General features: G+C 62.4%; 28 protein-coding genes and 1 tRNA gene. 14 read left to right on the top strand and 15 right to left on the bottom strand.

Annotation, left to right across the window (positions count from 1 at the left end; translation table 11 throughout):
• Positions 1-5: 5 nt before the first annotated feature.
• On the bottom strand, positions 6-359 hold the full coding sequence (locus LZ496_RS10150) for a DUF2200 domain-containing protein (RefSeq protein ID WP_249904524.1): 354 nt from the start codon (positions 357-359) through the stop codon (positions 6-8).
• Between the two features lie 114 nt (positions 360-473).
• Positions 474-806 (bottom strand): hypothetical protein, encoded by a 333-nt coding sequence (locus LZ496_RS10145; protein WP_249904523.1) that lies wholly within the window; start codon positions 804-806, stop codon positions 474-476.
• Positions 807-1,474: 668 nt separating this feature from the next.
• On the opposite strand from LZ496_RS10145, the gene LZ496_RS10140 reads away from it, so the two are divergent.
• The 5 genes from LZ496_RS10140 to LZ496_RS10120 all read left to right on the top strand — a co-directional run bounded on the left by LZ496_RS10140 (position 1,475) and on the right by LZ496_RS10120 (position 4,487).
• Positions 1,475-1,885 (top strand): Cif family virulence factor, encoded by a 411-nt coding sequence (locus LZ496_RS10140; RefSeq protein WP_249904521.1) that lies wholly within the window; start codon positions 1,475-1,477, stop codon positions 1,883-1,885.
• A 253-nt stretch (positions 1,886-2,138) separates the two neighbouring features.
• Positions 2,139-2,621 (top strand): hypothetical protein, encoded by a 483-nt coding sequence (locus LZ496_RS10135; protein ID WP_249904520.1) that lies wholly within the window; start codon positions 2,139-2,141, stop codon positions 2,619-2,621.
• Positions 2,622-2,729: 108 nt separating this feature from the next.
• On the top strand, positions 2,730-3,092 hold the full coding sequence (locus LZ496_RS10130) for a hypothetical protein (protein WP_249904519.1): 363 nt from the start codon (positions 2,730-2,732) through the stop codon (positions 3,090-3,092).
• Between the two features lie 78 nt (positions 3,093-3,170).
• Complete coding sequence (locus LZ496_RS10125) at positions 3,171-3,503, top strand: TraR/DksA family transcriptional regulator (protein ID WP_249904518.1); 333 nt, start codon at positions 3,171-3,173, stop codon at positions 3,501-3,503.
• Positions 3,504-3,608: 105 nt separating this feature from the next.
• Positions 3,609-4,487 carry an alpha/beta fold hydrolase gene (locus tag LZ496_RS10120; RefSeq protein ID WP_249904516.1) on the top strand — a complete coding sequence of 293 codons (879 nt, stop codon included), beginning with the start codon at positions 3,609-3,611 and terminating at the stop codon, positions 4,485-4,487.
• Between the two features lie 27 nt (positions 4,488-4,514).
• On the opposite strand, the gene LZ496_RS10115 is transcribed toward LZ496_RS10120, so the two are convergent.
• Both LZ496_RS10115 and LZ496_RS10110 read right to left on the bottom strand, forming a co-directional pair.
• Positions 4,515-5,888 carry a hypothetical protein gene (locus LZ496_RS10115; protein ID WP_249904515.1) on the bottom strand — a complete coding sequence of 458 codons (1,374 nt, stop codon included), beginning with the start codon at positions 5,886-5,888 and terminating at the stop codon, positions 4,515-4,517.
• Positions 5,885-7,939, bottom strand: coding sequence for a S9 family peptidase (locus LZ496_RS10110; protein WP_249904513.1), 2,055 nt, complete (start codon positions 7,937-7,939; stop codon positions 5,885-5,887). Before LZ496_RS10110 ends, LZ496_RS10115 begins: the two co-directional genes overlap by 4 nt.
• Before the next feature lie 66 nt (positions 7,940-8,005).
• Here LZ496_RS10110 and LZ496_RS10105 point away from each other — a divergent pair, with 66 nt between their 5' ends.
• Both LZ496_RS10105 and LZ496_RS10100 read left to right on the top strand, forming a co-directional pair.
• Positions 8,006-9,799, top strand: coding sequence for an aminopeptidase P family protein (locus tag LZ496_RS10105; protein ID WP_249904512.1), 1,794 nt, complete (start codon positions 8,006-8,008; stop codon positions 9,797-9,799).
• Between the two features lie 51 nt (positions 9,800-9,850).
• Entirely contained in the window at positions 9,851-10,249 is a 399-nt protein-coding gene (locus tag LZ496_RS10100; protein ID WP_249904510.1) for a cupin domain-containing protein, read from the top strand.
• Positions 10,250-10,396: 147 nt separating this feature from the next.
• Here the strand turns inward: LZ496_RS10100 and LZ496_RS13955 are convergent, their stop codons facing one another.
• Positions 10,397-10,525: a hypothetical protein gene (locus tag LZ496_RS13955; protein ID WP_283937996.1), complete on the bottom strand. Its 129-nt coding sequence runs from the start codon at positions 10,523-10,525 to the stop codon at positions 10,397-10,399.
• A 91-nt stretch (positions 10,526-10,616) separates the two neighbouring features.
• On the opposite strand from LZ496_RS13955, the gene LZ496_RS10095 reads away from it, so the two are divergent.
• The 4 genes from LZ496_RS10095 (at position 10,617) to pepN (ending at position 15,358) form a co-directional block, all read left to right on the top strand.
• Positions 10,617-10,691: transfer RNA gene (locus tag LZ496_RS10095), tRNA-Thr, on the top strand.
• 107 nt (positions 10,692-10,798) lie between these two features.
• Complete coding sequence (locus tag LZ496_RS10090; protein ID WP_249904509.1) at positions 10,799-11,803, top strand: threonine aldolase family protein; 1,005 nt, start codon at positions 10,799-10,801, stop codon at positions 11,801-11,803.
• Positions 11,800-12,744 carry a DMT family transporter gene (locus tag LZ496_RS10085; RefSeq protein ID WP_249904507.1) on the top strand — a complete coding sequence of 315 codons (945 nt, stop codon included), beginning with the start codon at positions 11,800-11,802 and terminating at the stop codon, positions 12,742-12,744. The genes LZ496_RS10090 and LZ496_RS10085 overlap by 4 nt, the downstream gene beginning before the upstream one ends.
• Before the next feature lie 10 nt (positions 12,745-12,754).
• Positions 12,755-15,358, top strand: coding sequence for an aminopeptidase N (gene pepN / locus LZ496_RS10080; RefSeq protein ID WP_249904505.1), 2,604 nt, complete (start codon positions 12,755-12,757; stop codon positions 15,356-15,358).
• Between the two features lie 4 nt (positions 15,359-15,362).
• Here pepN and LZ496_RS10075 read toward each other — a convergent pair whose 3' ends face one another.
• Genes LZ496_RS10075 through LZ496_RS10060 form a run of 4 tightly spaced genes read right to left on the bottom strand, consistent with a single transcriptional unit; the run spans position 15,363 to position 18,800 of the window.
• A complete protein-coding gene (locus LZ496_RS10075) occupies positions 15,363-15,965 on the bottom strand; it encodes an ABC-type transport auxiliary lipoprotein family protein (protein ID WP_249904503.1) in 603 nt (200 codons plus the stop codon).
• Positions 15,962-16,915 carry an MlaD family protein gene (locus LZ496_RS10070; protein ID WP_249904502.1) on the bottom strand — a complete coding sequence of 318 codons (954 nt, stop codon included), beginning with the start codon at positions 16,913-16,915 and terminating at the stop codon, positions 15,962-15,964. Before LZ496_RS10070 ends, LZ496_RS10075 begins: the two co-directional genes overlap by 4 nt.
• Before the next feature lie 5 nt (positions 16,916-16,920).
• A complete protein-coding gene (locus LZ496_RS10065; RefSeq protein ID WP_249904501.1) occupies positions 16,921-17,706 on the bottom strand; it encodes an ABC transporter ATP-binding protein in 786 nt (261 codons plus the stop codon).
• On the bottom strand, positions 17,697-18,800 hold the full coding sequence (locus LZ496_RS10060; RefSeq protein WP_249904499.1) for an ABC transporter permease: 1,104 nt from the start codon (positions 18,798-18,800) through the stop codon (positions 17,697-17,699). The genes LZ496_RS10065 and LZ496_RS10060 overlap by 10 nt, the downstream gene beginning before the upstream one ends.
• A 94-nt stretch (positions 18,801-18,894) precedes the next feature.
• Here LZ496_RS10060 and LZ496_RS10055 point away from each other — a divergent pair, with 94 nt between their 5' ends.
• From LZ496_RS10055 to LZ496_RS10045, 3 genes are read left to right on the top strand one after another with little or no spacing between them, the layout of a single operon-like run.
• A complete protein-coding gene (locus LZ496_RS10055; protein WP_249904498.1) occupies positions 18,895-20,022 on the top strand; it encodes a CDP-alcohol phosphatidyltransferase family protein in 1,128 nt (375 codons plus the stop codon).
• Positions 20,019-20,786: an NTP transferase domain-containing protein gene (locus LZ496_RS10050; protein WP_249904497.1), complete on the top strand. Its 768-nt coding sequence runs from the start codon at positions 20,019-20,021 to the stop codon at positions 20,784-20,786. The genes LZ496_RS10055 and LZ496_RS10050 overlap by 4 nt, the downstream gene beginning before the upstream one ends.
• Positions 20,783-21,448 carry an HAD family hydrolase gene (locus tag LZ496_RS10045; RefSeq protein ID WP_249904489.1) on the top strand — a complete coding sequence of 222 codons (666 nt, stop codon included), beginning with the start codon at positions 20,783-20,785 and terminating at the stop codon, positions 21,446-21,448. The genes LZ496_RS10050 and LZ496_RS10045 overlap by 4 nt, the downstream gene beginning before the upstream one ends.
• On the opposite strand, the gene LZ496_RS10040 is transcribed toward LZ496_RS10045, so the two are convergent.
• From LZ496_RS10040 to lgt, 6 genes are read right to left on the bottom strand one after another with little or no spacing between them, the layout of a single operon-like run.
• The gene (locus tag LZ496_RS10040) at positions 21,445-21,687 is read right to left on the bottom strand and encodes a hypothetical protein (protein WP_249904487.1); all 243 of its coding nucleotides are present in this window, start codon (positions 21,685-21,687) and stop codon (positions 21,445-21,447) included. The two genes, LZ496_RS10045 and LZ496_RS10040, sit on opposite strands and share 4 nt — an antisense overlap.
• A gap of 50 nt (positions 21,688-21,737) precedes the next feature.
• Positions 21,738-23,027, bottom strand: coding sequence for a cystathionine gamma-synthase family protein (locus LZ496_RS10035; RefSeq protein ID WP_249904486.1), 1,290 nt, complete (start codon positions 23,025-23,027; stop codon positions 21,738-21,740).
• Between the two features lie 47 nt (positions 23,028-23,074).
• A complete protein-coding gene (gene pgeF, locus LZ496_RS10030) occupies positions 23,075-23,839 on the bottom strand; it encodes a peptidoglycan editing factor PgeF (protein WP_249904485.1) in 765 nt (254 codons plus the stop codon).
• Positions 23,836-24,345, bottom strand: a complete 510-nt coding sequence (locus LZ496_RS10025) for a GNAT family N-acetyltransferase (RefSeq protein WP_249904484.1) — start codon at positions 24,343-24,345, stop codon at positions 23,836-23,838. The genes pgeF and LZ496_RS10025 overlap by 4 nt, the downstream gene beginning before the upstream one ends.
• A complete protein-coding gene (locus LZ496_RS10020) occupies positions 24,342-25,328 on the bottom strand; it encodes a class I SAM-dependent methyltransferase (protein WP_249904483.1) in 987 nt (328 codons plus the stop codon). Before LZ496_RS10020 ends, LZ496_RS10025 begins: the two co-directional genes overlap by 4 nt.
• A complete protein-coding gene (gene lgt, locus LZ496_RS10015; protein WP_249904482.1) occupies positions 25,321-26,211 on the bottom strand; it encodes a prolipoprotein diacylglyceryl transferase in 891 nt (296 codons plus the stop codon). Before lgt ends, LZ496_RS10020 begins: the two co-directional genes overlap by 8 nt.
• Positions 26,212-26,270: the final 59 nt, after the last annotated feature.

Below are 26,270 nucleotides of genomic sequence, written 5' to 3'. Positions count from 1 at the left end.
CCCCTTTACTCGGCGGCCCGCAGGATCTTGTCCATCTTCCTGCCCTTCGCCAGCTCGTCGATCAGCTTGTCGAGGTAGCGGAGCTCGCGCATCAGCGGGTCCTCGATTTCCTCCACGCGGATGCCGCAGATGACGCCCGTGATCGCGGTGCGATTGGGGTTCATCGCGGGGGCCTTGGTGTAGAAATCCTCGAAATTGGTCCCGTCCTCCAGGATCGCGGCGAGCTGGGCATCCGAATAGCCGGTCAGCCAGCGGATGATCTCATCCACCTCCGCCTTGGTACGGCCCTTCTTCTCCGCCTTGGCGACATAGTGCGGATAGACGCTGGCGAAGCTCATTCGAAAGACTCTGTGGGTCATGAGCGCCAAATTGTCATTGCGAACGAAGCGAAGCAATCCAGGCTGGATCGCCGCGCCGCTGCAGCGGCTCGCGATGACGATTTAGCGAATTGGCCTCCTTTTCGGTCTGCTGGCTTATTCGCTCGGCGGTCCGCCTGCGCAGGCACTATCGTACTGTGACACCGACGCCTCGTTGCGCGAATTATTGGGTTGCTCGCCGGCATAGACGCCGTGGGCGATGCCGTCCTCGTTGAAGGCCGATCCACGGGCATCGGAAGCATGGCCGGGGAAGTGATCGGCTCCGTCTTCGCCGCATTCGATGCCAGGCTGTCCCGTACTGTCGGGTCCGTTCATATGGATCCACCCGGCGCCTTGAGTCGATCCCTGGCCGCCGCTGCCGCCTGGCGCGGCGAGTGCCGGCGTCAGCGCGAATGCGCCCGCCGCGAGTAACATCAACCCGATTCTCATGATGGAGGCTCCTAAAAGCTCTGCCCCCTGGAGGGTTATTCCCTGTCTCCGTTGAAACGCTTGAGCGTCTCCCTTGTTGCCCGATTTGCCTAGTTTTCCGGCCTATCCGGCCCGCATTTGATCGAAGACCGCTTCCGGCCGGCGGTATGCGAGTTGCCTATCGTTCGGGTGAGGCGGCCAACGTCAAATTATGCGGCTGAACAGCAATTTGAAGCGGCCCAGTGACGCCGCCTGCTGGATGGATTCCTGCTACACTTTTAAAGGTGGGTACTTTCGCCTGCATAACAAAGGAAAGAGTAATGATCTCATATCTTTTGGCAATTCTGACCGGTGGTGACGCCAAGGCAGACGAGTGGCAGTGGGAATAGTTACTGCCTAGTCATAATTAGTTAAACAAAGCGCTCCGCTAGCGCAAATTAATCTAGGAGAGTGTTATGATTTCGTATCTTTTAGCACTTCTGACTGGTGGCGACGCCAAGGCAGACGAGTGGAACTGGGAATAATCTTCGCCCGATAACATTGGCAAAACGAAGCCCTGCGATGGCCCCGTTGCCAGCGCAGGGCTTTTTCGTTGCGCTCCCGCCGTTGATCGAAGCTCACTTGCCCGGATCGTCCGCACGTCCAAGGTTCGATATCAGATTGATCGGCAAAGCCACTCGGGAGGGATGATGAACGACGAGCAGGAAATCGGCGCCGTGGTCGACGAAATGTACGACATGATCAGCGGCCCCGCCGGCCCGCGCGACTGGAGCCGCCAGGCCAATTGCTTCCTGCCCGAAGCTCGGCAGGTGCGGACCTGGGTCGAGGACGGCAGGCCGGCGATGCTGGCAATGGGCCCCGAGGAATATCAGCGCAACGTCACGCCTTTCTTCATGGCCAACCCCTTCTACGAGGTGGAGACCAGCCGCCGCATCGACCTGTTCGGCAACATGGCCCATGTCTGGAGCCACTATGAAGCGCGGACCTCGCCGGACGATGCGGATGTCGAGCGGCGCGGCATCAATTCGATCCAGCTCTTCCGTCATCCGGAATTGGGCTGGAGGATCATCCACATGATCTGGGATAACGAACGGCAGTGACGACGTCCGGGGGACGTCGTCATCCGGTCGTGAGGAGTTAGGGCCTTCCGGGGGAAGGCCCGCTACGCTCGTCGGCGTGTCCGGGGGACATCGTCATCCGTTCGCCAGGAATTTGGTACCTCCGGACATCCCCGCTTCTTTCATCGGGCCAAACCAATCTGCCCGATGAACCGGGCGTAGTTTCTGGTTCATGCATCGATCCCAACGGTGCGTGCGTTGAACGGCGGGGACCCCAAAACATCGGAGGAAGTTAATGCGTAATTCCATCAAGATGCTTGCGCTTGTCGCAGCTGTCGCCTCGACCCCAGCCTTGGCGCAGGTAAACGTCGGACTTGGCGGCCAGGTTGGCGGCGCAGTCGGCGGAGGCGTCAGCGTAGATCCGGGCGCCACGGTCGGCAGCGTTACCGGGACAGTCGACGGTGCCCTCAATCACGCCGACCACGCGGTCAACCGGACGGTTGATGGCGCGCTCGGCCAAGACCTCAGGCTTGCGACCAGCGCTGACCTTACTGCCGGTGCCGTTGTCCGTAGCGACAGCGGTCGCAAGATCGGCACCGTCCAGTCAGTTCACGGCGACACCGCAGTGATCGTAAAGGGTGACAGGTCGATGCACGTTCCGGTCGCGCAACTGTACCGCGGTACCAAGGGCCTGGTGACCAAGTTGACCGACGCGCAGCTAAAGGCGGCGGCGGCAGCTTCGGTAAATGCTGGCGCCAACGCCAGCGTGAATAACTAAATGGCGTGGGGCCGGCCTTCAAGCGCCGGCCCTGCTTCACGATTCGGAACGTTACGGTGCCGTTACGCGTTGCCATCGCCGGGTGGGGAGCAGAAGGAGGTAGCTTTGATGCGCACTCTCTTGCTTGCGATCGCAACCCTGGCCATCGCCGCACCCATGCCGGCCACCGCTCAATCGGCGCCTGGCCTGCAGCTCTCAGCCCGATCGGGCTCCGGCCATCATGGCGGCTTCGACCGCCGCGACGGGCGTCGCCACGACGAGCGGTGGCGTGACGGACGCCGGGATCGGCGTAATGACGACAGCATCGTCTATTATGACGATTATCGCGAATATCAGGGTGATTCAGCGTGGAAGTCCGACAGCTTCAACGACTGGTGGCACGACCGCCCCGACCGCGCCTATCCGCGCTGGGTAACTGCCAATCAGAATTGCGAGCGCAAGTGGTTCGCCGGCGATACACTGAGGTGCTAGTTCCCCGGCATTGTTGAACGATTGCGTCCGTGGCCGAGCTTGCTAGTCTTCCCTCATAACGAGTGAGGGGGATGCACTATGCCCGACACCGCCGCTTTCAAGGCTCGTCTTGAGGCCGACCTCGAAGAGCTGGAATCACGCCAGTCCCGCATTGCAGACGATCTGGCGGAACCGCTCAATGCCGACTCCTCTGAACAGGCGATCGAGATGGAGGATGATGCGGCGCTGGAAGGCCAGGGCGCGCTGATCGCGAAGGAAATTGCGTCCATTAAGCGCGCGCTGGCGCGGATCGAGGACGGCACCTACGGCGAATGCGTGCGATGTGGTGGCGAAATCGCTCCCGCCAGGCTGGAGGCGCGCCCAGAGGCGGCGCTCTGCATCGATTGCGCCCGAAGCAACGAACGGGGTTGATCTCAAGAAGCAGCGTCACAGTCGCTCTGCGGTTTTAGTTCTTGGCAGACGTCGCCAAGCATTGCTGTACTGGTGAACTAATACACTAATGTCGGAGTGGCTTTGATGATCACGCGTCTGTTGACCTTGTTGCTATCTGTTTTCCTGCTTGCCCACCCTGCCACTGCGAAGAACTTCTCGAGCGACCGCATCTCGGTCGCGGTTACAGGCACTGGCGCAGATGTCGTCCTGATCCCCGGACTGAGCTCTTCACCCGATGTGTGGAACGGCACCGTCGCTGCGGTTCCGGGCTATCGCTATCACCTCGTCAAGGTTGCGGGTTTCGACGGCGCGCCTGCCGGAGGCAATGCCAGCGGCCCCGTGCTGATCCCGGTTGCCGACGAGATCGCGCGCTACATCAAGGAAGCTGGTCTTAAGTCGCCGGCGTTGGTCGGCCATTCGATGGGCGGATCGTTCGCGATGCTTGTCGCCGGCCGCAATGAGGGAATCGCCTCGAAAGTGATGGTCGTCGACATGATGCCGTTCCTCGGTGCGATGTTCGGCGGGCCGAAGGCGACGCCTGAAAGCGTTGTTCCGATGGCCACACAGATCCGCGAAGGTATCGCCAGGTCGGCCGGCGACGCGCGCAAGAAGCAGATCGAAGGCACGATCGCATCGATGGTGAAGACCGAGACGATGCGCCCTTCCGCGGTCGCCCAGTCGCTCGCCAGCGATCCTGCCGTCTCGGGTCAGGGCATGTACGACCTGATCGTCACCGACCTCCGCCCCGACCTTGCGAAGATCACGGTGCCGCTGACAGTGCTATGGGTAGTTCCGCAGGGAGCACCGCTTACCCAACCGCAAATGGACGGCTATTACCGCGCCTCCTACGCGGGCGCCCCGCAAGCCGTGGTGAAGCACATTCCGGACTCGTACCATTTCATCATGTACGACCAGCCCGAGCTGTTCCAAGCAGAACTGAAGGCATTCCTAGCGGCAAAGTAACCGAGCGATTGAAATGGTCAGCGGGCCCTACGGCGTGGTGCCCGCCGGCAGCAAATGGGCAATTCCGGTCTTGGCTATGAAACGGTCGAGCGAGGCCGGCACGTCTGCAATTGGTCCGTCGAGAAGCGCTGATACTTCCGCGCTCGTTCCGGGAGCGCGTTCTTCAAGCAGGCTCAGCCATTCAGCTCGCGTAACGATGTTGTCGCCGCCATGGCGTTCGATCAACGCTTTCACGAACCCGGCGAAATCGCCGCCGCTGGCTTGTTCCGCCGCCAGCGCGATGATCGCGCCGCAGGCATAATAAGTGCGATGGTCGCCGCGTTCATTGGCGCTGGCGACGCCGCCTTTCGCCAACAGTGGCAGACACTCATCCCTCGCTTCGCCGAGCCGCTTCCTGGCGTCATAACCGGAATCGGCCGCCGCCACCGCACGGATGGCCAGGAGGTCGGCGCCTCCTTCGGTAATCCAGCTTTCGCGAGGCGTGGAGTACATGACCTTCTGGCCAAGCCAGAAGTGCGCGCCTTCGTGGGCCACGAACCAGCGGACGCCATTCTCGATCGCCGGGTTCGGTTGGGTGACGCCCTCGCCCTCGAAGGTCATCACTACAGTCCCTGGCAGGACGCTCCCACCCATGCTGGTTACGCCCGACGTCGGCCCGGCCCAGCTCGCCATCAGCATCGGCTGTCCGACCGGCGGAGGACCCATTTTCGCGGCATAGCCGGCAAGGATGCCAGGCATCGTCGCCAGCATGTAGTTCGACAGCCACTTCGGCAGGCCCGGGTCGATGACGCTGGTCAGCGCCGCGCCCGTGACCGGATTGGCCCTCCCGAACAGGACATAGGCGTCGTCATCGCGGGTAATGGCAAATGGTTTGCGTGTCCCTTGCGCCAGTACGGGACCGGCCTTGTCGCGAAAGCTGATGTAAGTCGGATGGATGGCAAGCGGCAGTTCGCCGCTATCGATCGGAGCGCTTTCCGCTTCGGCCAGCGAGCGCATCGGCACCAGCTTGAACTGCTGGTTGTAGAGCGCGACAGACCCGTCGGTGAAAGCCAGCGCCGCGTCGTAACTGGTCTCGATATCCTCGGTGAACGGCTTGAAACGCAGCCGCACCTTCTTCGGCACATTGCCCTTGGCGGCGACCAGCACGTCATAATGTCCGACCCGCTTCAGGGAAACGCCTGGAGTCAGCACTTCCATGCTGCGCAGGCGCCAGCTTTCCCGCTTGACCCGGGGCACATCGGACCGGGTGAATGCCCAAACCGGCGCCTTCTCTTCCAGCCTATATTCTACGGTCCACTGGTCGCCGTCCCGGTTCACGTCGGCCCAGGCGATGATCTCGGGCGTCGCCATCGCCGGCGCGGACACCGCCAGAAAACCAAGGACCAGCGCGGCGAACCTCATTCGTCGATCTGCGTGATCACGAAGGTGTAGGCCTCGGCCACCTCGTAGAGGGAATTCCAGCGGCCCGACTTGCCGCCATGGCCCGCGCCCATGTTCATCTTCATGAGCAACAGCTTGTCGTCGGTTTTGGTGGCGCGCAACTTCGCGGTCCACTTGGCCGGCTCCCAATAGGTGACGCGCGGGTCGGTGAGACCGCCGGTGATCAGCATTGCCGGGTAAGCCTTCGCCTCGACATTGTCGTAGGGACTGTAGCTCTTGATCAGCTGAAACGCGTCCCCATCCGTGATTGGATTGCCCCATTCGGTCCACTCACCCGGCGTCAGCGGCAGGGTGTCGTCGAGCATCGTGTTGAGCACGTCGACGAAGGGGACATCGGCAACCACGGCCCCATAAAGCTCCGGCGCCTGATTGACCGCCGCGCCCATCAGCTCGCCACCGGCGGAGCCGCCCTGCGCCGCGACCCTGCCCGCCTTCGCATAGCCCTCCGCGATTAGCCCGCGGGTCACATCGACGAAATCGTTGAAGGCGTTGGTGCGATTCTTGAGCTTGCCGTCGAGGAACCATTGATAGCCGAGGTCGTCGCCGCCGCGGATGTGGGCGATTGCAAAGGCGAACCCGCGATCGACAAGGCTGAGGCGAGCGGTCGAAAAGCTGGGCGGAATGGCAAAGCCGTAAGCGCCATAGCCATAGACGAACAGCTTGCCCGACCCGTCCTTGGCGGAATCCTTGCGGCGCAGCACCGATACGGGAACCCTGGCGCCGTCACGAGCGGCAATCATCAGCCGCTCGGTGACATAGAGCGATGGATCATAGCCCGACGGGATTTCCTGGACCTTGCGGACTTCCAGCCGCTTTTCGGCCGGATGATAGTCATAAACCGTTCCGGGCGTGACCATCGACGAATAGGACAAGCGATAGCTGTCGGGCGCGAATTCGGGATTGCCGGAAAAGCCCGCGCTGTAGCTCGCCTCGGTAAACGGCACGCGCTCCTCGATGCCGGTTTCGTAATTCCGAAGCACCAGCTGATCGAGGCCGTCGACCCGGCTGGTGATCAGCAAATGGTCGCGGTGGCTGCTGATCCCCCGAAGATAGGTGCGATCGCTTCCGGCGATGAGCTCCTGCCAATCGGCGGGAGTGGCTGGATCGGCCGTGACAACGCGGAAGTTCACATGTTGGTCGTTGCTATGGATCCACAATTTCCCATGCGCTGCGTCGGCGTCATATTGGACGTCAGGCCGCCGGGCCTTGATCAGCGCCGGCGCCGCTTCCGGGTTGCCGGCGGGAACGAAGCGCACTTCGCTGGATGAATTGTTGCCGGTCGAAATGAAGATCAGGCTATCGTCGGTCGACCGAGCGACGTTTACCGAAAAGGCGATGTCGTCCTTCTCCTCGTAGAGCGTGACCGCCTTGGCCGGGTCATCCTCGATGTGATGATATTGCGCCCGGTAGGACCGCCACTGGTCGTTGACCTCTGTGAATACGATGCCCTTGCTATCGCTCGTCCAGACCGGCTGGCCGATGCCGACCTTGGTCACCGTTTCGACGTCTTCGCCGGTCGCGAGGTCGCGGATCACCAGCTTGAAGCGTTCCGACCCGTCATCGTCGACCAAGGTTGCCAGCAGCTTGCCGTCCAGGCTGACCGCGAAGGCGCCAAGGCGGTAATATTCCTTGCCCTCGGCCTCGGCATTCTCGCTGTAGATCAATACGCCTTCACCGCCGGAGACCGGCTTCCGGTACCAATCGCGATACTGCGTGCCCTTCTTGAACTCCGACCAATAGAGCCAGTCGCCATCCTTCAGCGGGACAGTCGCGTCATCCTCCTTGATGCGGCCCTTCATCTCTTCGAACAGCTCGTCGGTCAGCGCCTTGTGCGGCGCCATCGCGGCTTCGAAATAACCATTCTCCGCCTTCAGATAGGCGAGCACCTCCTCGTCCTGGACGTCCGGATAGTTCGGATCGCGAAGCCAGTGCCAGTCATCATCCCAGCGGACCCCATGCGCTTCATTGGTATGCGGCTTTCGTGCGGCTACGGGAGGATTTTGCAGGGTCATCGGGCTTCCTGAGACAGAGTAAAGTGACTATCTGCCTCCCTCATACAAAGAGCCGGAAAGATTGCCATGTCATCCTACGCCGATCGCCTTGCCGCCCTTCGGGTCCAGCTGAAAGAGGACCGTCTCGACGGATTCGTCGTGCCGCTCACCGACGAGCATATGAGCGAATATGTCGGCAGCTACGCCCAGCGCCTCGCATGGCTGACGGGCTTCCAGGGATCGGCCGGTTCCGCAGTAGTGCTTCCGGAAGAAGCGGCGATCTTCACCGACGGGCGCTACACCATCCAGGTGCGGCAGCAGGTCAGTCCGACCGAGTGGAGCTACCAGTCGGTCCCCGAGACGAGCGCCGCCAAATGGCTGCAGGAAAATGCGCCGAGCGGTGCGCGGATTGGCTACGACCCCTGGCTTCACACTTCCGATTGGGTGAAGCAGGCGACAAAATCGCTCGCCGCGAAGGGCGCGGAGCTGGTGCCTGTCACGCGCAATCCCATCGACGCGGTATGGGCTGACCGGCCAGAGCCGTCGAAAGCCCGGCTGGTAGTCCAGCCCGACGATATGGCGGGCAAGAATTCGGCCGAGAAGCGCCATGAGATGGCGGACTGGCTGCACAAGGAAGGCGCGGATGCCGCGGTGCTGGCGGCGCTCGATTCCATCGCCTGGACGTTCAACGTGCGCGGCGCCGACGTCAGCCATACGCCGGTCGCGCTGGCATTCGCTCTCGTCAATGCCGATGGGACCGCCGACCTGTTCGTCGAAGGCGAGAAGATCGGCGACGATGTTCGCGCGCACCTTGGCAACGGCGTTCGCCTGCACGAGCGGGCCGAGTTCGAGCCCTATTTGAAGGGCCTGTCTGGCAAGCTGATCGCGGTCGATCCGGAACGGTCGGTTGCCGCAATTTACCAGGCGCTCGACGAAGGCGGAGCACGCATCCTGTCGCGCCGCGACCCGGCGATCCTTCCCAAGGCGATCAAGAATACGGTCGAGGTGGCCGGCCATAAGGCGGCCCAGGCGCGTGACGGCGCGGCCGTTTCGCGCTTCCTGCGCTGGATAGAAACGGAAGCGCCCAAGGGTGGGCTCGATGAAATGATCGCCTCCGACAAGTTGCTGAGCCTTCGCCAAGACCTGGGCGGCCTTCGCGATCTCAGCTTCGATACGATCTCGGCCTTCGGGCCGAATGGCGCCCTGCCGCATTACAAGGGCACGGCTGAAACCAACCTGCCGTTTACCACGGGCACGCTCTACCTCGTGGATTCGGGCGGCCAGTATCAGGACGGCACGACCGACATCACCCGGACAGTTCCGGTCGGCGAACCGACGGCGGAGATGATCGACCGCAACACGCGGGTGCTTCAAGGGCATATCGCAATCGCGACGGCGCATTTCCCGAAGGGTACGCGCGGATCTCAGCTGGACAGCTTCGCCCGACGCCCGCTGTGGGAAGCAGGCTGCGACTATGCCCACGGCACCGGTCATGGCGTCGGCGCATTCCTGGCTGTGCACGAAGGTCCACAGCGGATCTCGCCGGTCGGAAGCTCGCAATCCGGAGGCGACGAACCGCTTCAGCCCGGCATGATCCTTTCGAACGAGCCGGGCTACTACAAGCCCGGCGAGTATGGCATCCGGATCGAGAATCTGGTGCTGGTCGTGGAGAAGGACGTACCAGGCGCGGACAAGGAAGTGCTCGGGTTCGAGACATTGACCTTCGTTCCGATCGAAAAGAAGTTGATCGACAAGTCGATGCTGTCGGACCGGGAGCTCGATTGGCTCAATGACTATCACGCCCAGGTGTTGGCGCTGATCGGTCCCCAGCTATCAGGCGATGACCGTGAATGGCTTGAAAAAGCCTGTGAACCGCTTTGACCGGCTGATGGCGCTGGCTTAACCTTTCCCTGTTCGTTCAGGAGGAAGGCGATGACGGCTGCCAGGTCTCTCTACACCTATCCCATCCATCTCGGCCTGGGGGCGACGGCAGTTGCCCAACCCGAGTTCACCGGGATGGAATGGTATGACGAATATGGCCGTCGCGCTGCCGCGGATGGTCGGGAAGGCAGGCTGGTCAGCCTTTACCGGTTCGATGAAAGCTGGGCGATGTGGGAGATGCACCCGGTCGGCGACGAGGTTGTTGCCTGCATCGAGGGTTCGATGATTTTGCATCAGGAAATGGCCGACGGAAGCAAGGCAAGCGTCGCGCTCGGGCCTGGCGACTATGCCATCAATCCCGCCGGCGCCTGGCATACGGCGGATATCGACGGTTCGGCGCTTGCCCTTTTTATCACTGCGGGCGAGGGTACGGAGCATCGGCCGCGCTGAGCGGTCTTGTTGGTCGGGGGAATTACAGATGGTCCGCAAAATGCGAGTGCTCGCAAAACCACTAGGCTTGGTGGCGCTGGGCTGGACCCTGGCCTGCCTTTACCTCCTCGGGCCGCGTGTCGCGGTGAACCGCGGGCTGGACCTCGGCTATTCCTTGGCCGCCGGGGTCGCTTCCTTATTCGGTTGAGCGTCGCGCGCCTGAGATTTCCGGCGCTTCAGATTCTCGCGCAGGGCCGCTGCCAGCCTCTCGGCCCTGTCCGGGTTTTCCTTCGTCATCGGCCCGAACCGCTAATATTCACCGATGCCCCACGCAAGCGGGTTGACGGACCGGCGGCGAGCCGCCATTAGGCCGCCGTCCTTCCGACATGCTGCCGTAGCTCAGTGGTAGAGCGCATCCTTGGTAAGGCTGAGGTCGTGAGTTCAATCCTCACCGGCAGCACCATTTTCGCCCACAGCCAGTCCGGGGGACTGGCGAGGACGAAAATCCCCCGGAGGGATTGTATTTCCTCACATTGACGCATCGCTCGCACGCCGCCATTCGTCGCCGCCATGCGCTTCTTCTCCGACAATGCCGCACCCGCCTGCCCGCAAGTGATGGAAGCGCTGGTTGCGGCAAACCGCCTCGACACCGCTTATGACGGCGATCAATGGTCCGAGCGGCTCGATGGCGCCTTTTCCGACTTGTTCGGCAAGTCGGTCCGCGCCTTGTGGGCATCGACGGGGACGGCAGCGAACTGCCTCGGCCTCGCCGCGCTTTGCCCTCCGCACGGCTCCATCCTGTGCCACGAAATGGCGCATATCGAAGTCGATGAAGCCGGTGCACCGGGTTTCTTCACCCACGGCGCCAAGCTGACGCTGTTGCCGGGCCAAGGCGCCAAGCTGACGCCGGAAACCGTCAATGACGCCTGCGAGCGTGTTCGCGACGACGTCCACCAGGTCCAGCCTTCGGCGCTGTCGATCACCAATGCCACTGAATATGGCCTGAGCTATCGCGCCGACGAAGTCGCCACGCTTGGCGAAGTCGCCAAGCGGCGCGGCCTTGGCTTCCACCTGGATGGAGCGCGCTTCGCCAATGCCGTCGCCTTCACCGGCGCGGACCCCGCCGATCTCACCTGGCGAGCCGGGGTCGATGTCATGTCGTTCGGCTTCGTCAAGAATGGCGGAATGAATGCGGAAGCACTGGTCTTCTTCGACCCGGCCAAGGCCGAGGTCGTGCCGCGACTTCGCAAGCGCGCCGGGCATCTGCAGTCCAAGGGCCGCTACCTGGCCGCGCAGATTCTAGCGATGCTTGAGAACGACCTTTGGCTGACCAATGCGCGGGCGGCCAATGCAGCTGCGGCGGCGCTGGCCGAAGCGGCGGGCAGCGAGCGTCTGGTCTACCCGGTCGAGGCCAATGAATTGTTCGTCCGCATGACCCCGGAAGAGGCAGCCTCGCTCCGTGCCAAGGGCTATGACTTCTACGACTGGGGGCCGGGCGAAGTTCGGTTCGTGACCAGCTGGGACCAGAATATGGAAGCGGTTGGGCAGCTCGCCGCCGCAATCCGAGCCTTGTGAATAGGGATAACTCCGAAACGACGCGATTCGACTCGTCGATCATCATCCCGTTCGTCATTTTCACCGGCGTCTGGGGTTCGACATGGATCGTCATTCGCGACCAGATCGGAAGCGTCCCGCCGCAATGGTCGGTCGCCTACCGCTTCGTCCTGGCCGCCATCGCCATGGCCCTCGTCGCCAAATGGAAGGGCCAGTCCCTGAAAATGGACCGCGGCGGCCTGATCGCGGCGCTGGTCATCGGGGTCACCCAGTTCAGCCTGAACTTCAACAGCGTCTATATGGCCGAGCGCTTCATCACCTCCGGCGTCGTCGCGACGGTGTTCGCGCTGCTCCTGATCCCCAACAGCCTGCTGGCCTGGGCCTTCCTCGGCCAGAAGCCCAACGCCCGCTTCCTCTGGGCAGGGCTGGTCGCGGTAGGCGGCGTCGCACTGCTATTCATCCACGAATTGCGGAGCAGTCCGCTGGCGGGGAGAGATATCGCAATCGGTCTCGCCTTCACCCTTGCAGGGCTGCTGGGAGCCTCGTCCGCCAATGTCTACCAGGCTGGTGAGGAAGCGCGGCGCCATCCGCTGCTCGCGCTGCTCGCATGGTCCATGGCCATCGGAGCGGTCATCGATATCTGCCTTGCCTTCGCCGTTGCCGGACCGCCGGTGTTCGAGGCCCGGCTCGGCTATTGGGCTGGTGTCATCTATCTGGCGCTATTCGGTTCAGTGCTCTGCTTCGCCCTTTATTTCCCGGTCGTTCGCAAGATTGGGCCCGGCAAGGCGGCCTATTCGAGCGTGCTGGTTCCCGTCATCGCGATGAGCTTGTCGACCGTCTTCGAGGACTACCAATGGAGCACGCTCGCCATTGCCGGAGCGGTCCTGTCGCTCGGCGGAATGCTCCTGGCACTCGCCCGGCGGCGCCGGCCCACGCTTGTGACTGCGCCCGACGCCGCCTAGCTTGGTCGATATGACCGACGTCCTTGTCCATCCCGAAGCCCCGGCCGCTCCGGAGCATGTCGCCATCTTCCGCAAGGATTATCGCCCGCCCGACTGGCTGGTGCCCGAGGTAAGGCTTGAGTTTGAACTGGACCCGGACCGGACGAAGGTGCGGTCGAGGCTGAAGCTTGTCCGCAATGGCGATCACAACCGGGCGATCCGGCTTGCCGGAGAAGGGCTGGAGCCGCTGGCCGTCCGTGTCGATGGCGCGGAGGCGCCGTGGAGCCTAGACAGCGGCACGCTGGTCATTGAGCTGGAGGGCGACGACGCCACGGTCGAGACCGAAATCGAAATTTCGCCCGCCGCGAACAACAAGCTGATGGGGCTTTATTCTTCCGGCGGTTTGCTCTGCACCCAATGCGAGAGCGAAGGATTTCGCCGCATTACATTTCACCCGGACCGCCCGGACGTACTGTCGCGCTATTCGGTTCGGATGAGCGCCGACAAGACGCGTTTCCCGATCCTTCTCGCGAACGGCAATTTGATTGGCAGCGGTGACGGTGAAGTAGGGCGTCACTGGGCGAAGTGGGAAGATCCCTTCCCCAAGCCGAGCTATTTGTTTGCGATGGTCGCGGGCGATCTTGCCGCCAACAGCGACCGCTTCACCACCATGAGCGGCCGCGAAGTCGCGCTCAACATATGGGTCCGTACGCGCGACCTCCCCAAGACCGCGCACGCCATGGACAGCCTGAAGGCAGCCATGCGCTGGGACGAGGACGTCTATGGCCGGGAATATGACCTCGACCTGTTCAACATCGTCGCTGTCGACGATTTCAACTTCGGCGCGATGGAGAACAAGGGCCTCAACATCTTCAATTCGCGCTACGTCCTGGCCGATCAGGATACCGCGACCGATGTCGACTTTGACAATATCGCTGGTGTCGTTGCGCACGAATATTTTCACAACTGGTCGGGCGACCGCGTCACGTGCCGCGACTGGTTCCAGCTGAGCCTGAAGGAAGGGTTCACCGTTTTCCGCGACCAAGGATTTTCGGCCGACATGGGCTCGGCCGCGGTCAAGCGGATCGAAGACGTCCGGCTGCTCCGCGCCGCCCAATTCCCGGAAGATGCCGGTCCTCTGGCGCATCCGGTCCGGCCGGAAAGCTATATCGAGATCACCAATTTCTACACGGCGACGGTCTACAACAAGGGCGCCGAAGTCATCCGGATGATGCGGACGATCCTTGGCGAAGAGGCCTTTCGCAAAGGAAGCGACCTCTATTTCGACCGGCATGACGGGCAGGCGGTGACTTGCGAGGACTTCGTCAAGGCGATGGAAGATGCGAGCGGTGTTGACCTCTCCCAGTTTCGCCTCTGGTACAGTCAGGCCGGAACGCCTCAGGTCGCCGCAAAGCTGGATTATGATCCAACCTCCGCATCCGCGACTCTGAAGCTTCGCCAGCGCATTCCGAATACCCCGGGGCAGGCCGACAAACAGCCAATGGTCATCCCGCTGAACGTCGCGCTGATCGGCAAGGACAGCGGAGCCACGGTCGGCGAAGAGCGGCTCATCCTACTGAACGACGATGAGGAGAGCATTTCCTTCTTCGGCATCGACGAATCGCCGCTCCTGTCGATCAACCGCGATTTTTCCGCGCCCGTCATGCTCGCCGTCGAGCGGCAGGACGGGGACCTTGAGAAGCTGGCCGAAATCGATGCCAATCCATTCGCCCGCTACGAGGCCTGCCAGGAGCTGATGTACCGCTCTCTGATCGAGGGAACTCGAAGCGGACCGGCGGACCCGTCGGCGGTGGTTGCGGCAATTCGCGGTACCTTGCGCTCGAACGAGCTGGATCCGGCATTCAAGGGTGAAGCGCTGTTGCTGCCCAGCGAGGGTCTGATCGGCGACCGGATGGATCTGGTCGATCCCGACGCGATCCACCGCAGCCGCGAGTCACTCAGGACGGCGATCGGATCCGAGCTCGCTTCCGAACTGGCGCAGGCGCAATCCGCCATTGCCGCGGGCGATGACTTGTCGGCTTCGGCGAAGGGTGTTCGTAAGCTCAAGACAGTTGCGCTTTGGCTTCTGGCCGGCGGCGATCGCGATCGGGGGCTGGCCATGGCCAAGGCCCAATATGACCGTGCCGACAATATGACGGACAGGCAGGGGGCACTGTCCGTGCTGACAAGCCTCGAGGGCCCTGAACGCGAAGCCGCTTTTGCCGACTTCTACCAGCGCTACAAGAACGACAGCCTGGTTCTGGACAAATGGTTCGCGCTGCAGGCGGCTGCCCAGCGAACCGACACGATCGATGTGGTCGAGGCGCTCGCCCGGCACGAGGATTTCGGCATTCGCAATCCCAATCGCTGGCGGGCTCTGGTCGGCAATTTCGCCGCCAACCAGTGGGCCTTCCACCATCCGTCCGGCCGTGGCTATCGCTTCGTGGCCGACATGATCCTGGAGGTTGACCGGATGAATCCGCAGGTCGCGGCCCGTCAGGTGCCGTCGCTGGGCCGTTGGCGCCGGTTCGAGTCCGGTCGAGCGGGCCTGATGCGGGCGGAACTGGATCGCATTGTCGCCACGCCCGGAATTTCCCGGGATGTTTACGAACAGGCGTCGAAAAGCCTCGGCTAGCTCCTTAGCTGCCGGCAACCCACTGCGCGGCTTCCATGGCCACCCGATTGGCGGCGGCGTTTATCGCTGGCGCGACCGTGGCGGCAGTACCGTCGGCCGGTTCGCGGGCCTCGAAGCGCCGGGTCGTGACCGCAGACCCGCCAGCCCGTGCCATCGCCGCATCGTAACGCACGATCACCGCGCCTTCCTGCTCGTCATAGCCGAAGCGAGTAAGATTGCCGGTGATAGTCAGGCCCGGATCGAGCGAAGCCTGGTTGGGATCGAGGACGACGCGGTTGGTCATCCTGGTAACCGTTTCGCTCAAGAGGTCCTGGAACAGACGGTCCGGCGTGTCGACCCAGGTCAGATCCTCGACATAGGCGATGGCAATCGGCCCGGAGTGAACCGGAACCCGGGTCGTCCGGATTTCCTTGGGAATGACCGGCACGGCGATCGTCACTGCTTCTCCGGGTCCGGCCGTGCGAACGACATTCTCCGTAGCAGGCGCCTGAGGGGTAAGGGTCAGCAGCCAGGGCGGCGTCTCGCCTCCGCCAAGCAATCCTCCCATGCAGCCGGTCAGGCTGAGCGCCAGCGCAATCGGCGCCACTACACGCAACGTTCGGCTCATTGCTTCTTCCCCGGCTTGTAGTCAGGCAGTTCCTCGGGACCCAAGGCACCGCCGATGCCCTCTCCCTCAAGGCGTTCGGAAAAGCCCCTTAAGGAGGTTGATAGTTCGCGAAGATCGCGAACCAGGTGATTTACTTCGGGCAATGTGTTCTTGCTGAAATTCTGGACGCCAGGCCGCGCGTCGGCGACCATTGCGTCGAGATTTTCGGCCGAACGCTGGACCGCCGCAATCGCCTTGCGAAGATCCTCGGCCGCCGGCTTGCCCTGCTCGTTGACCAGGCGGTTGGTGCTGTCCGCCAGCAATCCGACCCGCTGCGCCGTGATTCCAGCCTGGCGAGCGGCAATGCGCGCGTCACCGATCGCGTCGGCAAGGTCGGGCGCGCGCTGCGCCAGCACGTCGGTGGTCTTTTCGACATTCTCGAGGATGTCGGAAATGCTGTTCTGGTTCCTGTCGGACAGAAGCTCGGTCAGTCGCTCGGTCAGGCGCTGGATGCGGTCGATCAGTTCCGGAGCGGAGTTCAGTAGCGCTCCCAGCCCGCCGGAGCTGGCGGGAACGACCGGGCATCCCTGAGGACCGACCTGGGTCAGCGGCTGGCCGCCCTTGACCGCGCCTTCCAACGCGATTTCGCTAACGCCGGTGAAGCCGACGCCCTTGATCTGCGCGGTGGTGCCCTGAAGCACCGGCGTTTCGGAGTCGACCTGAATCCTGACCCAGACGAATTCCGGCCGGTCAGGCAGCAGGCTGATCTTTTCGATCTGTCCGACCGGGACGCCTTGATAATTAACGGAAGACCCCTTGTTGAGCCCGCCTACGCCCTGACTGAAGTAGATGTCGAAGCATTTGGTCGCCTTGTTCGACAAGCCGGCGAGCCAAACAATGAAGATCAACAGGCCGACCAGCAGCGCGAGCGTGACGCTTCCGACGAGTACATAGTTCGAACGCGTTTCCATCGGCGCTAGTGCCCCTTCAACCCGGCAGCCGCGGCGCGTCCGCGAGGCCCGTTAAAATATTCTTGAATCCAAGGATGGTCCAAGGCGAGCAATTCTTCAATCGTTCCGACAGCGACCACTTTTTTGTCGGCGAGGACCGCAACCCGGTCACAGATCGCCCATAGGGTATCAAGGTCATGGGTGATCAGGAAAACCGTTAGCTCCAGCCGTTTCTGCAGCGCCATGATCAAATCGTCGAACGCGGCCGCACCGATCGGGTCCAGCCCGGCAGTCGGCTCGTCAAGAAACAGAAGTTCGGGATCGAGCGCCAGGGCCCTTGCGAGGCCTGCGCGTTTCCTCATCCCGCCCGATAGTTCCGACGGGAATTTCGGGCCGGCATTGGCCGGAAGCCCCGACATCGCGATCTTGTAGCTTGCGATCTCGTCCAGCAGCGGAGGTTTGATGAAGGGGAAATATTCCCGGATCGGAACCTCGACATTCTCCGCCACGGTCAGCGTCGAGAACAAAGCGCCGTTCTGGAACAATACGCCCCAGCGCCGCCGGATATTCTTCGCCTCATCCTCTTCGCGGCCGATCATATTCTCGTTCAGGACCTGAACGTCTCCGGCATCGGGAATCTGAAGGCCGATGATCGAACGCATCAGTACGGATTTGCCGGTGCCCGATCCGCCCACGACCCCCAAGATTTCGCCTCGGCGAACATCGAGGTCCAGGTCGTCGTGGATTATCTGGTCACCGAAGCTGTTCTTGAGCCCCCGGATCGTGATGATCGTTTCCGAGCTCATATCCATCCGATCTGGGAAAAGAAGACCGCGAACACGGCGTCGATGACGATCACAAGGAAAATTGCCTGGACGACGGCATTGGTGGTTCGCGTACCGACTTCTTCTGAATTGCCCTCAACCTGCATCCCCTGGAAGCAGCCGGTTAGCGCGATAATGAACCCGAATACCGGGGCCTTGATCAGCCCCACCCAAAGATCGCGGAGCGGGGTCACTTCCTGAAGTCGTTGAATGAAGGTCAGTGGCGGAATTCCAAGGTCCGCCCAGACATAGATGCCGCCGCCCAATAGAGACATCAGCATGGCGTAGAAGGCGAGCAACGGCATCATGATGACGGCAGCTGCCATTCGCGGCAGGACCAGTGCCTCGATCGGCGAAACGCCGATCGTTCGCATCGCATCGATTTCCTCGGTGATCTTCATCGTGCCGAGTTGCGCGGCAAAGGCCGATCCGGACCGGCCCGCGACCATGATTGCCGTCATAAGCGTGCCAAGTTCTCGAACGGTGATCCGGCCGATGAGGTTTATCGTGTAGATCTCGGCACCGAACTGTTCGAGCTGAACCGCCCCCTGTTGTCCGACGACGATTCCAATCAGGAAGCTCATCAGGCCGATGATTCCGAGCGCGCGGACCCCAACCAGATCGAAACGAGAGATGACCGCCGTCCACCGAATGCGCCTCGGGTGGCGAATGACGTCGTAAAAGCCGATCAGTACCGCCCCGAGGAAGGAAACAAGTCCGACCAGTGTCTGTCCGGCTTCGACGACCCAGCCGCCGATTTCTTCCATGACCCGCAGATGGCCGGGCCGTTCCTCGGGCCGAACTTGCGCTGGGTGGTCAAATTCCGGCGCGCGCTCGATCAGCGCCGCCACGTCTCCCTTTGCGCCAACGATCTTGGCACCGCGGTCGCGGACGGCGCGATAGATGACCCACGCCCCCACCGTATCCATCTTCTCGACTCCGCTGAGGTCGAGGACCAGCGGATCCGGCGCCGCATCGATCTCCCGCTGGGTGGAAGCGGCACGCGAAATAGTGATCGATCCGACGCAACGGTAAACGTTTGCATCTGGTGCGGCATCGGCAGTGGTGGGCGCAGCCGTCATGGGCCGGGAACCTGCTCGAAATCGCCGGAAGCCACAAGCCCAGTCTCAGCTTGCCACTTTGTTGCCGCGGTTCTTGTCCTATAGCGCAACAGAAATGACCAATGCTGTTGACGCAAAACCGCTATTCGTAACGGTCGGTGACAATCCCGCCCGGGCGTTCGGCATGGACGCGGCCGATCGCGCGCGCGCGCTGGCAGTAAAGGCCGGGGTGGAACCCGCGAACGGGGCTCAGCCGGGCCGGACCACGATCTACGCCGACCTTAATTGGACCTGGGACCCCGAGTGGCTGGTCACCCTCGCTCGTTCGCCCGGTGCGGTGCTGACCAAGGACGGACACCCGGTCCTGGCCCATGTGCCTGCCGATGGCGATGCGGCAGCGGTGATTTCGGCCATGCTGGCGGGCGGAACCTATGACGGAGGTTCGCTCGACCGGCTGGACGCCGACACGGCGGAAGTCAGCTACAGGAAGTTGCGGAAGCGGGACCGGCCCTTTGTCATGCGGCTCGACCCGGCCAATCCCGAACCGGCCGAACGCGCCGCCTATGACGCCAGCTACAAGGGCGTCACCGACATATTGACGCTCTATCTGTGGCGGCGGCTCGCATTCTATCTCACCCGCTGGGCGGCCCAGGCCGGAATGTCGCCTAACATGGTAACGGGCATCGGCGCCGCGCTGTGCCTTGCCGCCTTCGTCCTGTTCTGGAACGCCTGGTATTGGACCGGAGTCCTGGCCGGCTTCGGCTTCATGGTGCTCGATACGGTCGACGGAAAGCTGGCGCGCTGCACCGGCCAATCGTCCAAATGGGGCAATATCTTCGACCACGGCGTCGATCTCGTCCACCCGCCCTTCTGGTGGTGGGCCTGGGCGGAAGGGCTGAAGCTATATGGCCGCCCGTTCGAGCCGGTCTATGAGATGCTGATCATCGGAGCGATCGTCTTCGGCTATGTCGCTCAGCGCGTCATCGAAGGCCTCTTCATGCGCCGCTACGGCATGCATATCCATGTCTGGCGGCGGATCGACAGCCAGTTCCGCCTGATCACCGCGCGCCGCAATCCCAACATGGTGATACTCGTCTTCTGCCTGGCACTCGGCCTCCCCGATCTTGGGATCGAACTTGTCGCCCTTTGGACGATCCTGTCCCTGATCTTCCATGCCGTCCGGCTGGCCCAGGCGAATGCCCGGGCAGACCGCGGCCGTCCGATCGTGAGCTGGCTGGGATGAAGGGCTGGACAGCCGTCGTTCTGGCCGGTTCGAGGCCGGGCCGCGATAAGTTTGCCGAGCAACATGGGACCGATCTCAAGGCACTGATACCGGTCGGCGGGATCCCGATGGTTGCGCGGCCCGTGAATGCCCTGCTGCTGTCGCCGCAAATATTGGCGGTGAGCGTCCTGGCCCAACAGCCGGATCGGATCGCCAAGGTCCTGCCGGCCAATTCGCGGCTCAAGGTCGCGGCTTCCGGCGATACCATCGCCTCTACACTGGAAGCCATTCTGGCGAACCCGGCAACCCATTTTCCGCTGTTGGTGACCACGGCCGACCATGCGCTGCTGTCGCCGGCAATGATCGCAGATTTTTGCGCAAAGGCGGAAGGCGCCGAGCTCGCGATCGGCCTGGTCGAGAAGCGGCCTCTCATGGCGCGGTTGCCGAATACGAAACGGACCTGGCTTGGCTTCAGGCGCGGATCATATTCCGGCGCAAACCTGTTTGCCTTCGGAAGCGCCGATGCCGCCAAGGCCGTGGCTCTGTGGCGATCGGTCGAACAGGATCGCAAGAAAGGCTGGCGGATGATTGCATCGCTCGGCCCGGCCCTGTTCGTGGGTGCCGTTTTGAAGCTTCGAACGTTGGATCAAACCTTGGCGTCTGTTGGAAAGCGACTGGAGCTCGATATCCGTAAGGTTGAACTTGCCGACCCGCTGGCAGCTGTCGATGTCGACAAGCCTGCGGATCACATTTTGGTCAGCGCCATTCTCGAGGGCCGCGCGTGAGGGACCTTGCGATCTACGACATGGACCGGACGGTAACCCGGCGCGCAACCTACACGCCGTTCCTGATCCATTGCGCGATGCGGCGCGCGCCGTTGCGGCTTCTGTTGTTGCCGTTCGTGGTCGCGTCGATGCTAGCCTATGTCCTGAAGCTGATCGATCGCGGGAAGCTCAAGGAAATCAACCACCGGCTGCTGCTGGGCCATAATCGCCACCCGAGCGAGTTGAAGCCGCTCGTGGAGAGCTTTGCCGAAAAGATGCTGTCGTCAAACATCCGCCCTGGCGCCGTTCAAGCGATCGCGCACGACAAGGCCGAAGGCCGGCGGGTGGTAATGGCGACAGCTAGCTACCGTTTCTATTCGCGCGAAATCGCCGAACGTCTGGGCTTCGACGACTGCATCGGGACCAATTCGATCCTAGGCCTCGACGAGCGGGTCCACGCCAAGATCGACGGCGAGAATTGCTATGGGCCAGCGAAATTGCGGATGATCCAGGCCTGGCTCGCCTCAAGCGGGCTGGAGCGAGGCCATGTCCGCTTCTATTCGGACCATGCCAGCGACAAGCCGGCGTTCGAATGGGCGGACGAGCCGGTCGCGGTGAACCCGCACGACCGGCTTGCGCGATTGGCCAACGAGCGCGGTTGGCGCTGCGAGGACTGGGGCTAGGAGCGGTCTTCGCTATTGGCGATGCAAGTTCTCGCCAATTTCCAGTCCGCAACCGCGATCAGCATGAGGATCGCAGCGAACGCAAGGAACCCACCCAGTTTTGATGCAAGCAGCGCGATCGCGATCAGCGGCAACAGGACCAGCATGTTGACCTTGGCCAGCACCAAGGTCGTACCGCATCCTTGGCACTCAAATTGTTCGCTGCGCCGCTTGATGGTCCGGGAAAATGGAATTGGCATTCCGCACGACGGACATTCCCCGCGGGCCTCACGCGCCATACTGACTCCCCCTAGACTGCCTTCAACGCATTCTCGAAATCGGCGATCAGGTCCTCCGCCTTTTCAACACCAATCGAAATCCTGACAAGATTGTCGCTGATCCCAAGCGCGGCCTTGCGCTCTTCGGGGACGGAGAGGTGGGTCATTGCCGCAGGAGCCGAGGCAAGCGTTTCGGTGCCGCCCAGGCTGACCGCCAGCTTGGCGATCTTGAGCGCATCAAGGAAGGCAAATGCCTCGCGCTCCCCGCCCTTCAGGTAGAGGGAGAAGGTCGACCCGGCGCCGGTGCAATGGCGCTTGTAGATGTCCTCCTGCCGCGACCCGGCCTCGAGGAAGCCGAGATAGCCGACCTTTTCGACCTTGGGGTGGTTGCGCAAATATTCGCAGACCTTCTCCGCGCTCTCGCCGGCGCGGGTCATGCGCAGTTCGAGCGTTTCGAGGCTTCGAAGCAGCATCCAGGCGGTGTTGGGATCGCAGATGCCGCCCATGACGTTGCGCATCAGCCGGACCTTGTCGAGCAGCGCCTGCTTGCCGACCAGGCCGCCCGCGACGAGATCACTATGGCCGCCCGCATATTTGGTAAGGCTGTAGACGCTGATATCGGCGCCGTCGGCCAGCGGCTTCGCCCAAAGTGGACCAAGGAAGGTATTGTCGATCGCGATCGGCGGCAGTTCAGCTTCCCCGCCGAATGCCGCGGCACGAGCGGCCGCGACTGCCTCGACGTCGACCAGGGCATTGGTCGGGTTGGCCGGGCTTTCGAGATAGATGAGCGCGACGCGGCCCTTAGCCTTGGCCTTCGCCATCACCTCATCCAGCTCCTCGCGGGTCGCGCCGGCCGGGAAGTCGATATAGTGGACCCCGAACTGCGTCAGGATCTTGTTGATGATGGTTTCGGTTGCGGCGTAGAGCGGGCCGGAGTGAACGACCACGTCGCCGGGGCGTACGAAGGTCAGGAGCAGGATCGCGATCGCGGTCATGCCGCTGGAGAAGGTCAGAGCGGCCTCGGCATCTTCCCAGATCTTGAGCCGATCCTCGAGGATCTCTGCATTCGGACCGTTGAAGCGCGAATAGACCAGCCCCTCGGCCTTGCCGCCAGACCCATGTTTGTTCGTGATGCCTTCAAAGAAGCGCTTACCGTCAGCAGCCGTTTCGAAAACGAAGGTCGAAGTGAGGAAGATCGGCGGCTTCAGCGAACCTTCGCTCAGCGCGGGATCGAACCCATAGCCCATCATCAAGGTCGACGGATCAAGCTTATGATCGCCGATATGGGTTTCGACGTCCTTGGGGCGGCGGCTCTCGGTCACTGATAATCTCCTTGCGACGGCGCATTAGCCGCTGGGGCAGCGGCGCGCTAGCTGGCCAGCCCAATCAAACTCAGCTGCCGGCCATAAGTTGGTTCGATGCGGTGGGTCGCCCGCCGATAGCTGAAGTAGCGATCCTCGAGCTGGTAGGTGTCGAGGCCCGTCGCCTGGATCCGCCGAACGCCGGCCGCGGCAAGGCGCGCGACGACATAGGCCTCCAGGTCGAAATGCGGATTTCCGGTCGGTCCTTCGCCGAGGAACCGGTCATTTTCCGGATCGTCGGCCATGATGCGTTCGGCAAAGTCATGGTCGACCTCGTAGCTGGCCTTGGCGATGCATGGCCCGACCGCTGCCGCAATACGCTCGACCTTTGCCCCGAGCGAAATCATCGCTGCGATCGCCTGGTCGGTTACCCCAGCCGTCGCACCTCGCCAGCCGGCATGGGCGGCAGCGATAACGCCCGCTTCGACGTCCGCCAGCAGCACTGGGGCACAGTCGGCGGTGACAATGCCGAGCAGCAGCTCCTTCCGGTCGGTGACCAGCGCGTCGGCTTTCGGCCGCTCATCGTTCGACGTCGCTTCGGTAACGATCACTGCGGTAGGAGAGTGGATCTGATAGACGCTGGCAAGCGGGGCGCCGGGAAGGATTGCATCCGCCGCCAGCCTTCGGTTTGTCTCGACGGCAATTGGGTCATCGTCACTACCAAGCCCGCAGTTCAGCCCGGCAACCGCGCCCTTCGACACCCCACCCTTGCGTCCGAAAAACCCGTGCTCCACGCCATCCAGCAGACCTGATCGGACGATGTCGAGACTCACAGCTTGAGTCTCATCACAATGTCCTCGTCAGCATGATTGCCGACCATGAAGGCGTAGGTGCCCTCGGGCTCGAAATCATATTTCTCGTAGAAGGCCCGGGCGCGATGGTTCTCGGTGAACACGGAAAGATAGAGGAAGTCCGCGCCCTGATCGCGCGAGCGCTCTATCGCCCATTGGATCAGTTCATGGGCGATGCCCTGCCCCTTCATTTCCTCGATGACGTAAAGTTGGCGTAGCTCCGCGGCTTCCCCGCGCGGTTCGAACGGCAGGTGCGGCGGCCCTAGCTTCACATAGCCGACCAGCCGGCCGCCGCGTTCGGCAACCCGCACTTTGAAGGCGGGATCGCCCAGTTCCTTCACCCAATTGGCGGGCGAATGATTCTGGAGAAAGATTTCCAAGTCTTCGGGCTGGTAGAGATGCCCGAACGTATCGGTAAAGGTCTGCGCGCCGATTTCGGACAGCGCTGTCGCATCGTCTCGGGTGGCCATGCGATAGGCGACCGTCATGACCCCAACCCCGCCACATCCGGCCAGGACGGCACGCGAATCGCCAACACCTTGAAAAGTCGCCCCATTTCACCCTCATCGCACAGACGCCGCCGAGCGGCGGATATGCTTTCCGTATCCTGCGGATTCTTCGCCGCCAAGGCCATTGCACGGGCGGCGATGCCGAGCGTTTCGAGCCAAGTCCCCTGGCTGACGGCCCGGCTTGGGGTCGCACCAGCCTGCCGCGCCGCATCGGCAAGCGAGGCGAAATCGACATGCGCCGTCAGGTCCTGCTCGCCGGGATGGTCGAGGACGTAGGAGAAACGGTGCCCCCGGACCGCCTGCAGCGTGTCGCCGACCTCTTCCTCGGTATAGCCATAATCGATGATGATCGCCGCGCCTCCATTCCGGGCGATATGGCCGGCCAATTGATCGGCCACTTCCACCCTTGCCGGAGAGCGCTCGACAATTGGTCCGTCGCGATCGAAGGCGAAGCCGCCGGCCGCGAGAATGACATGACGTTCCCGTTCCCCGATGAATTGCCGCACGGGCAAGGCGTCGAAGAATTCGTTGGCGGCTAGCAGCAGCGGAGCCTCGGGCAGCGTGGCCAGATCGTCGTGAAAAATTGCCTCGGGGAGCAGTTTTGCCTGCGCCTCGCGCAGCGCAGGGCTCGTCTCAACTAGATGGACCTCGCCCTCGAAACCCGCCCGCCGCAGCACCCGAAGCGCGTCGTTCGCCAATGTGCCGCGACCAGGACCGAGCTCTACATAAACAGCGTCCGCCGGTTTTCCCGCCCTTATCCAGACATCGGCCAGCGCCGCGCCGACGAGCTCTCCGAACATCTGGTGGATTTCCGGCGCGGTGACGAAATCCCCGCTGGAGCCCAGCGGGTCCCGGGTCGCGTAATAATAAGCGTTGCAGGCCTCCATATAGGCCTCGACGGTCAGCGGTCCTTCCTTGCGGATGCGCTCGACGAGCGCACGCGCCAGCGGCGTGTCAGGCAACGCTGGCGGAGCCGGCGATGGGTTCCACCCGCTCACGTCGCTTCTTGGCGGTCGCCATCAGGTACAGCCCGCCAAGGATCATCGGGACGGTCAGCCACTGCCCCATGTGGAGGCCCGTGGCGTTGGCGAATTCGACCAGCTGGGAATCCGGCTCGCGGATGAATTCGATCCCGAAGCGGAAGATTCCGTAAAAGAAGATGAAGGCGCCAACCAGCTTGCCCGGCTCATAGCGCGCCTTGCTGTGCCAGAACATGGCCCAGAGGATCGCGAACAGCAGCAGGCCTTCGAGGCCGGCTTCGTAGAGCTGGCTTGGATGACGCGCAGGTCCGAGCGCCGCGCCATAGGGCGTGGATTCGACGAAGCGGACTGCCCAGGGCACATCGGTCGGCGCGCCCCATAGCTCCTGGTTCACGAAATTGGCGATCCGTCCGAAGAACAGGCCGAAGGGCACGCAGCAGGCGACATAATCGTGGACCCGAAGCCATTGCAGCTTCTCCTTCCACGACAGGTAGATGATGCCCAGCGACGTTCCGATGACGCCGCCGTGGAAGCTCATACCGCCGTCCCACAGCTTCAGTATCTCGAGCGGCCGATCGAGATAATAAGGCAGGTTGTAGAACAGCACATAGCCGAGACGGCCACCCAGAATGATGCCGAGCGCCGCATAGAAGACCAGGTCGTCGGCATGGCGGCGAGCCAGCGGCGCGCCGGGCTGCTTCAGCAATTTGAGTAGATACCAATAGCCGATGAAGATGCCGGCAAGGTAAGCGAGGCTGTACCAGCGAAGTTGGAAGAAGCCGAGGTCGAGCGCGATTGGCGAGAGACCTAGATCGGGGAACGCAATCGCAGTCGAATTGGCGGCCAATGCTGCAATCAAACTCATACTGGGCTTCCCCTTGTTGAAGCTGCCTCATAGGGTGGCCCCAACAAAAGTCCAAGGAG

The sequence above is a fragment of the Sphingomonas caseinilytica genome (assembly GCF_023516455.1).
In the GTDB taxonomy this organism is placed as follows: Bacteria; Pseudomonadota; Alphaproteobacteria; order Sphingomonadales; family Sphingomonadaceae; genus Sphingomicrobium; species Sphingomicrobium caseinilyticum.
The sequence above is the reverse complement of the archived record's forward strand: the minus strand, read 5'-3'. Positions and strand labels throughout refer to the sequence as shown.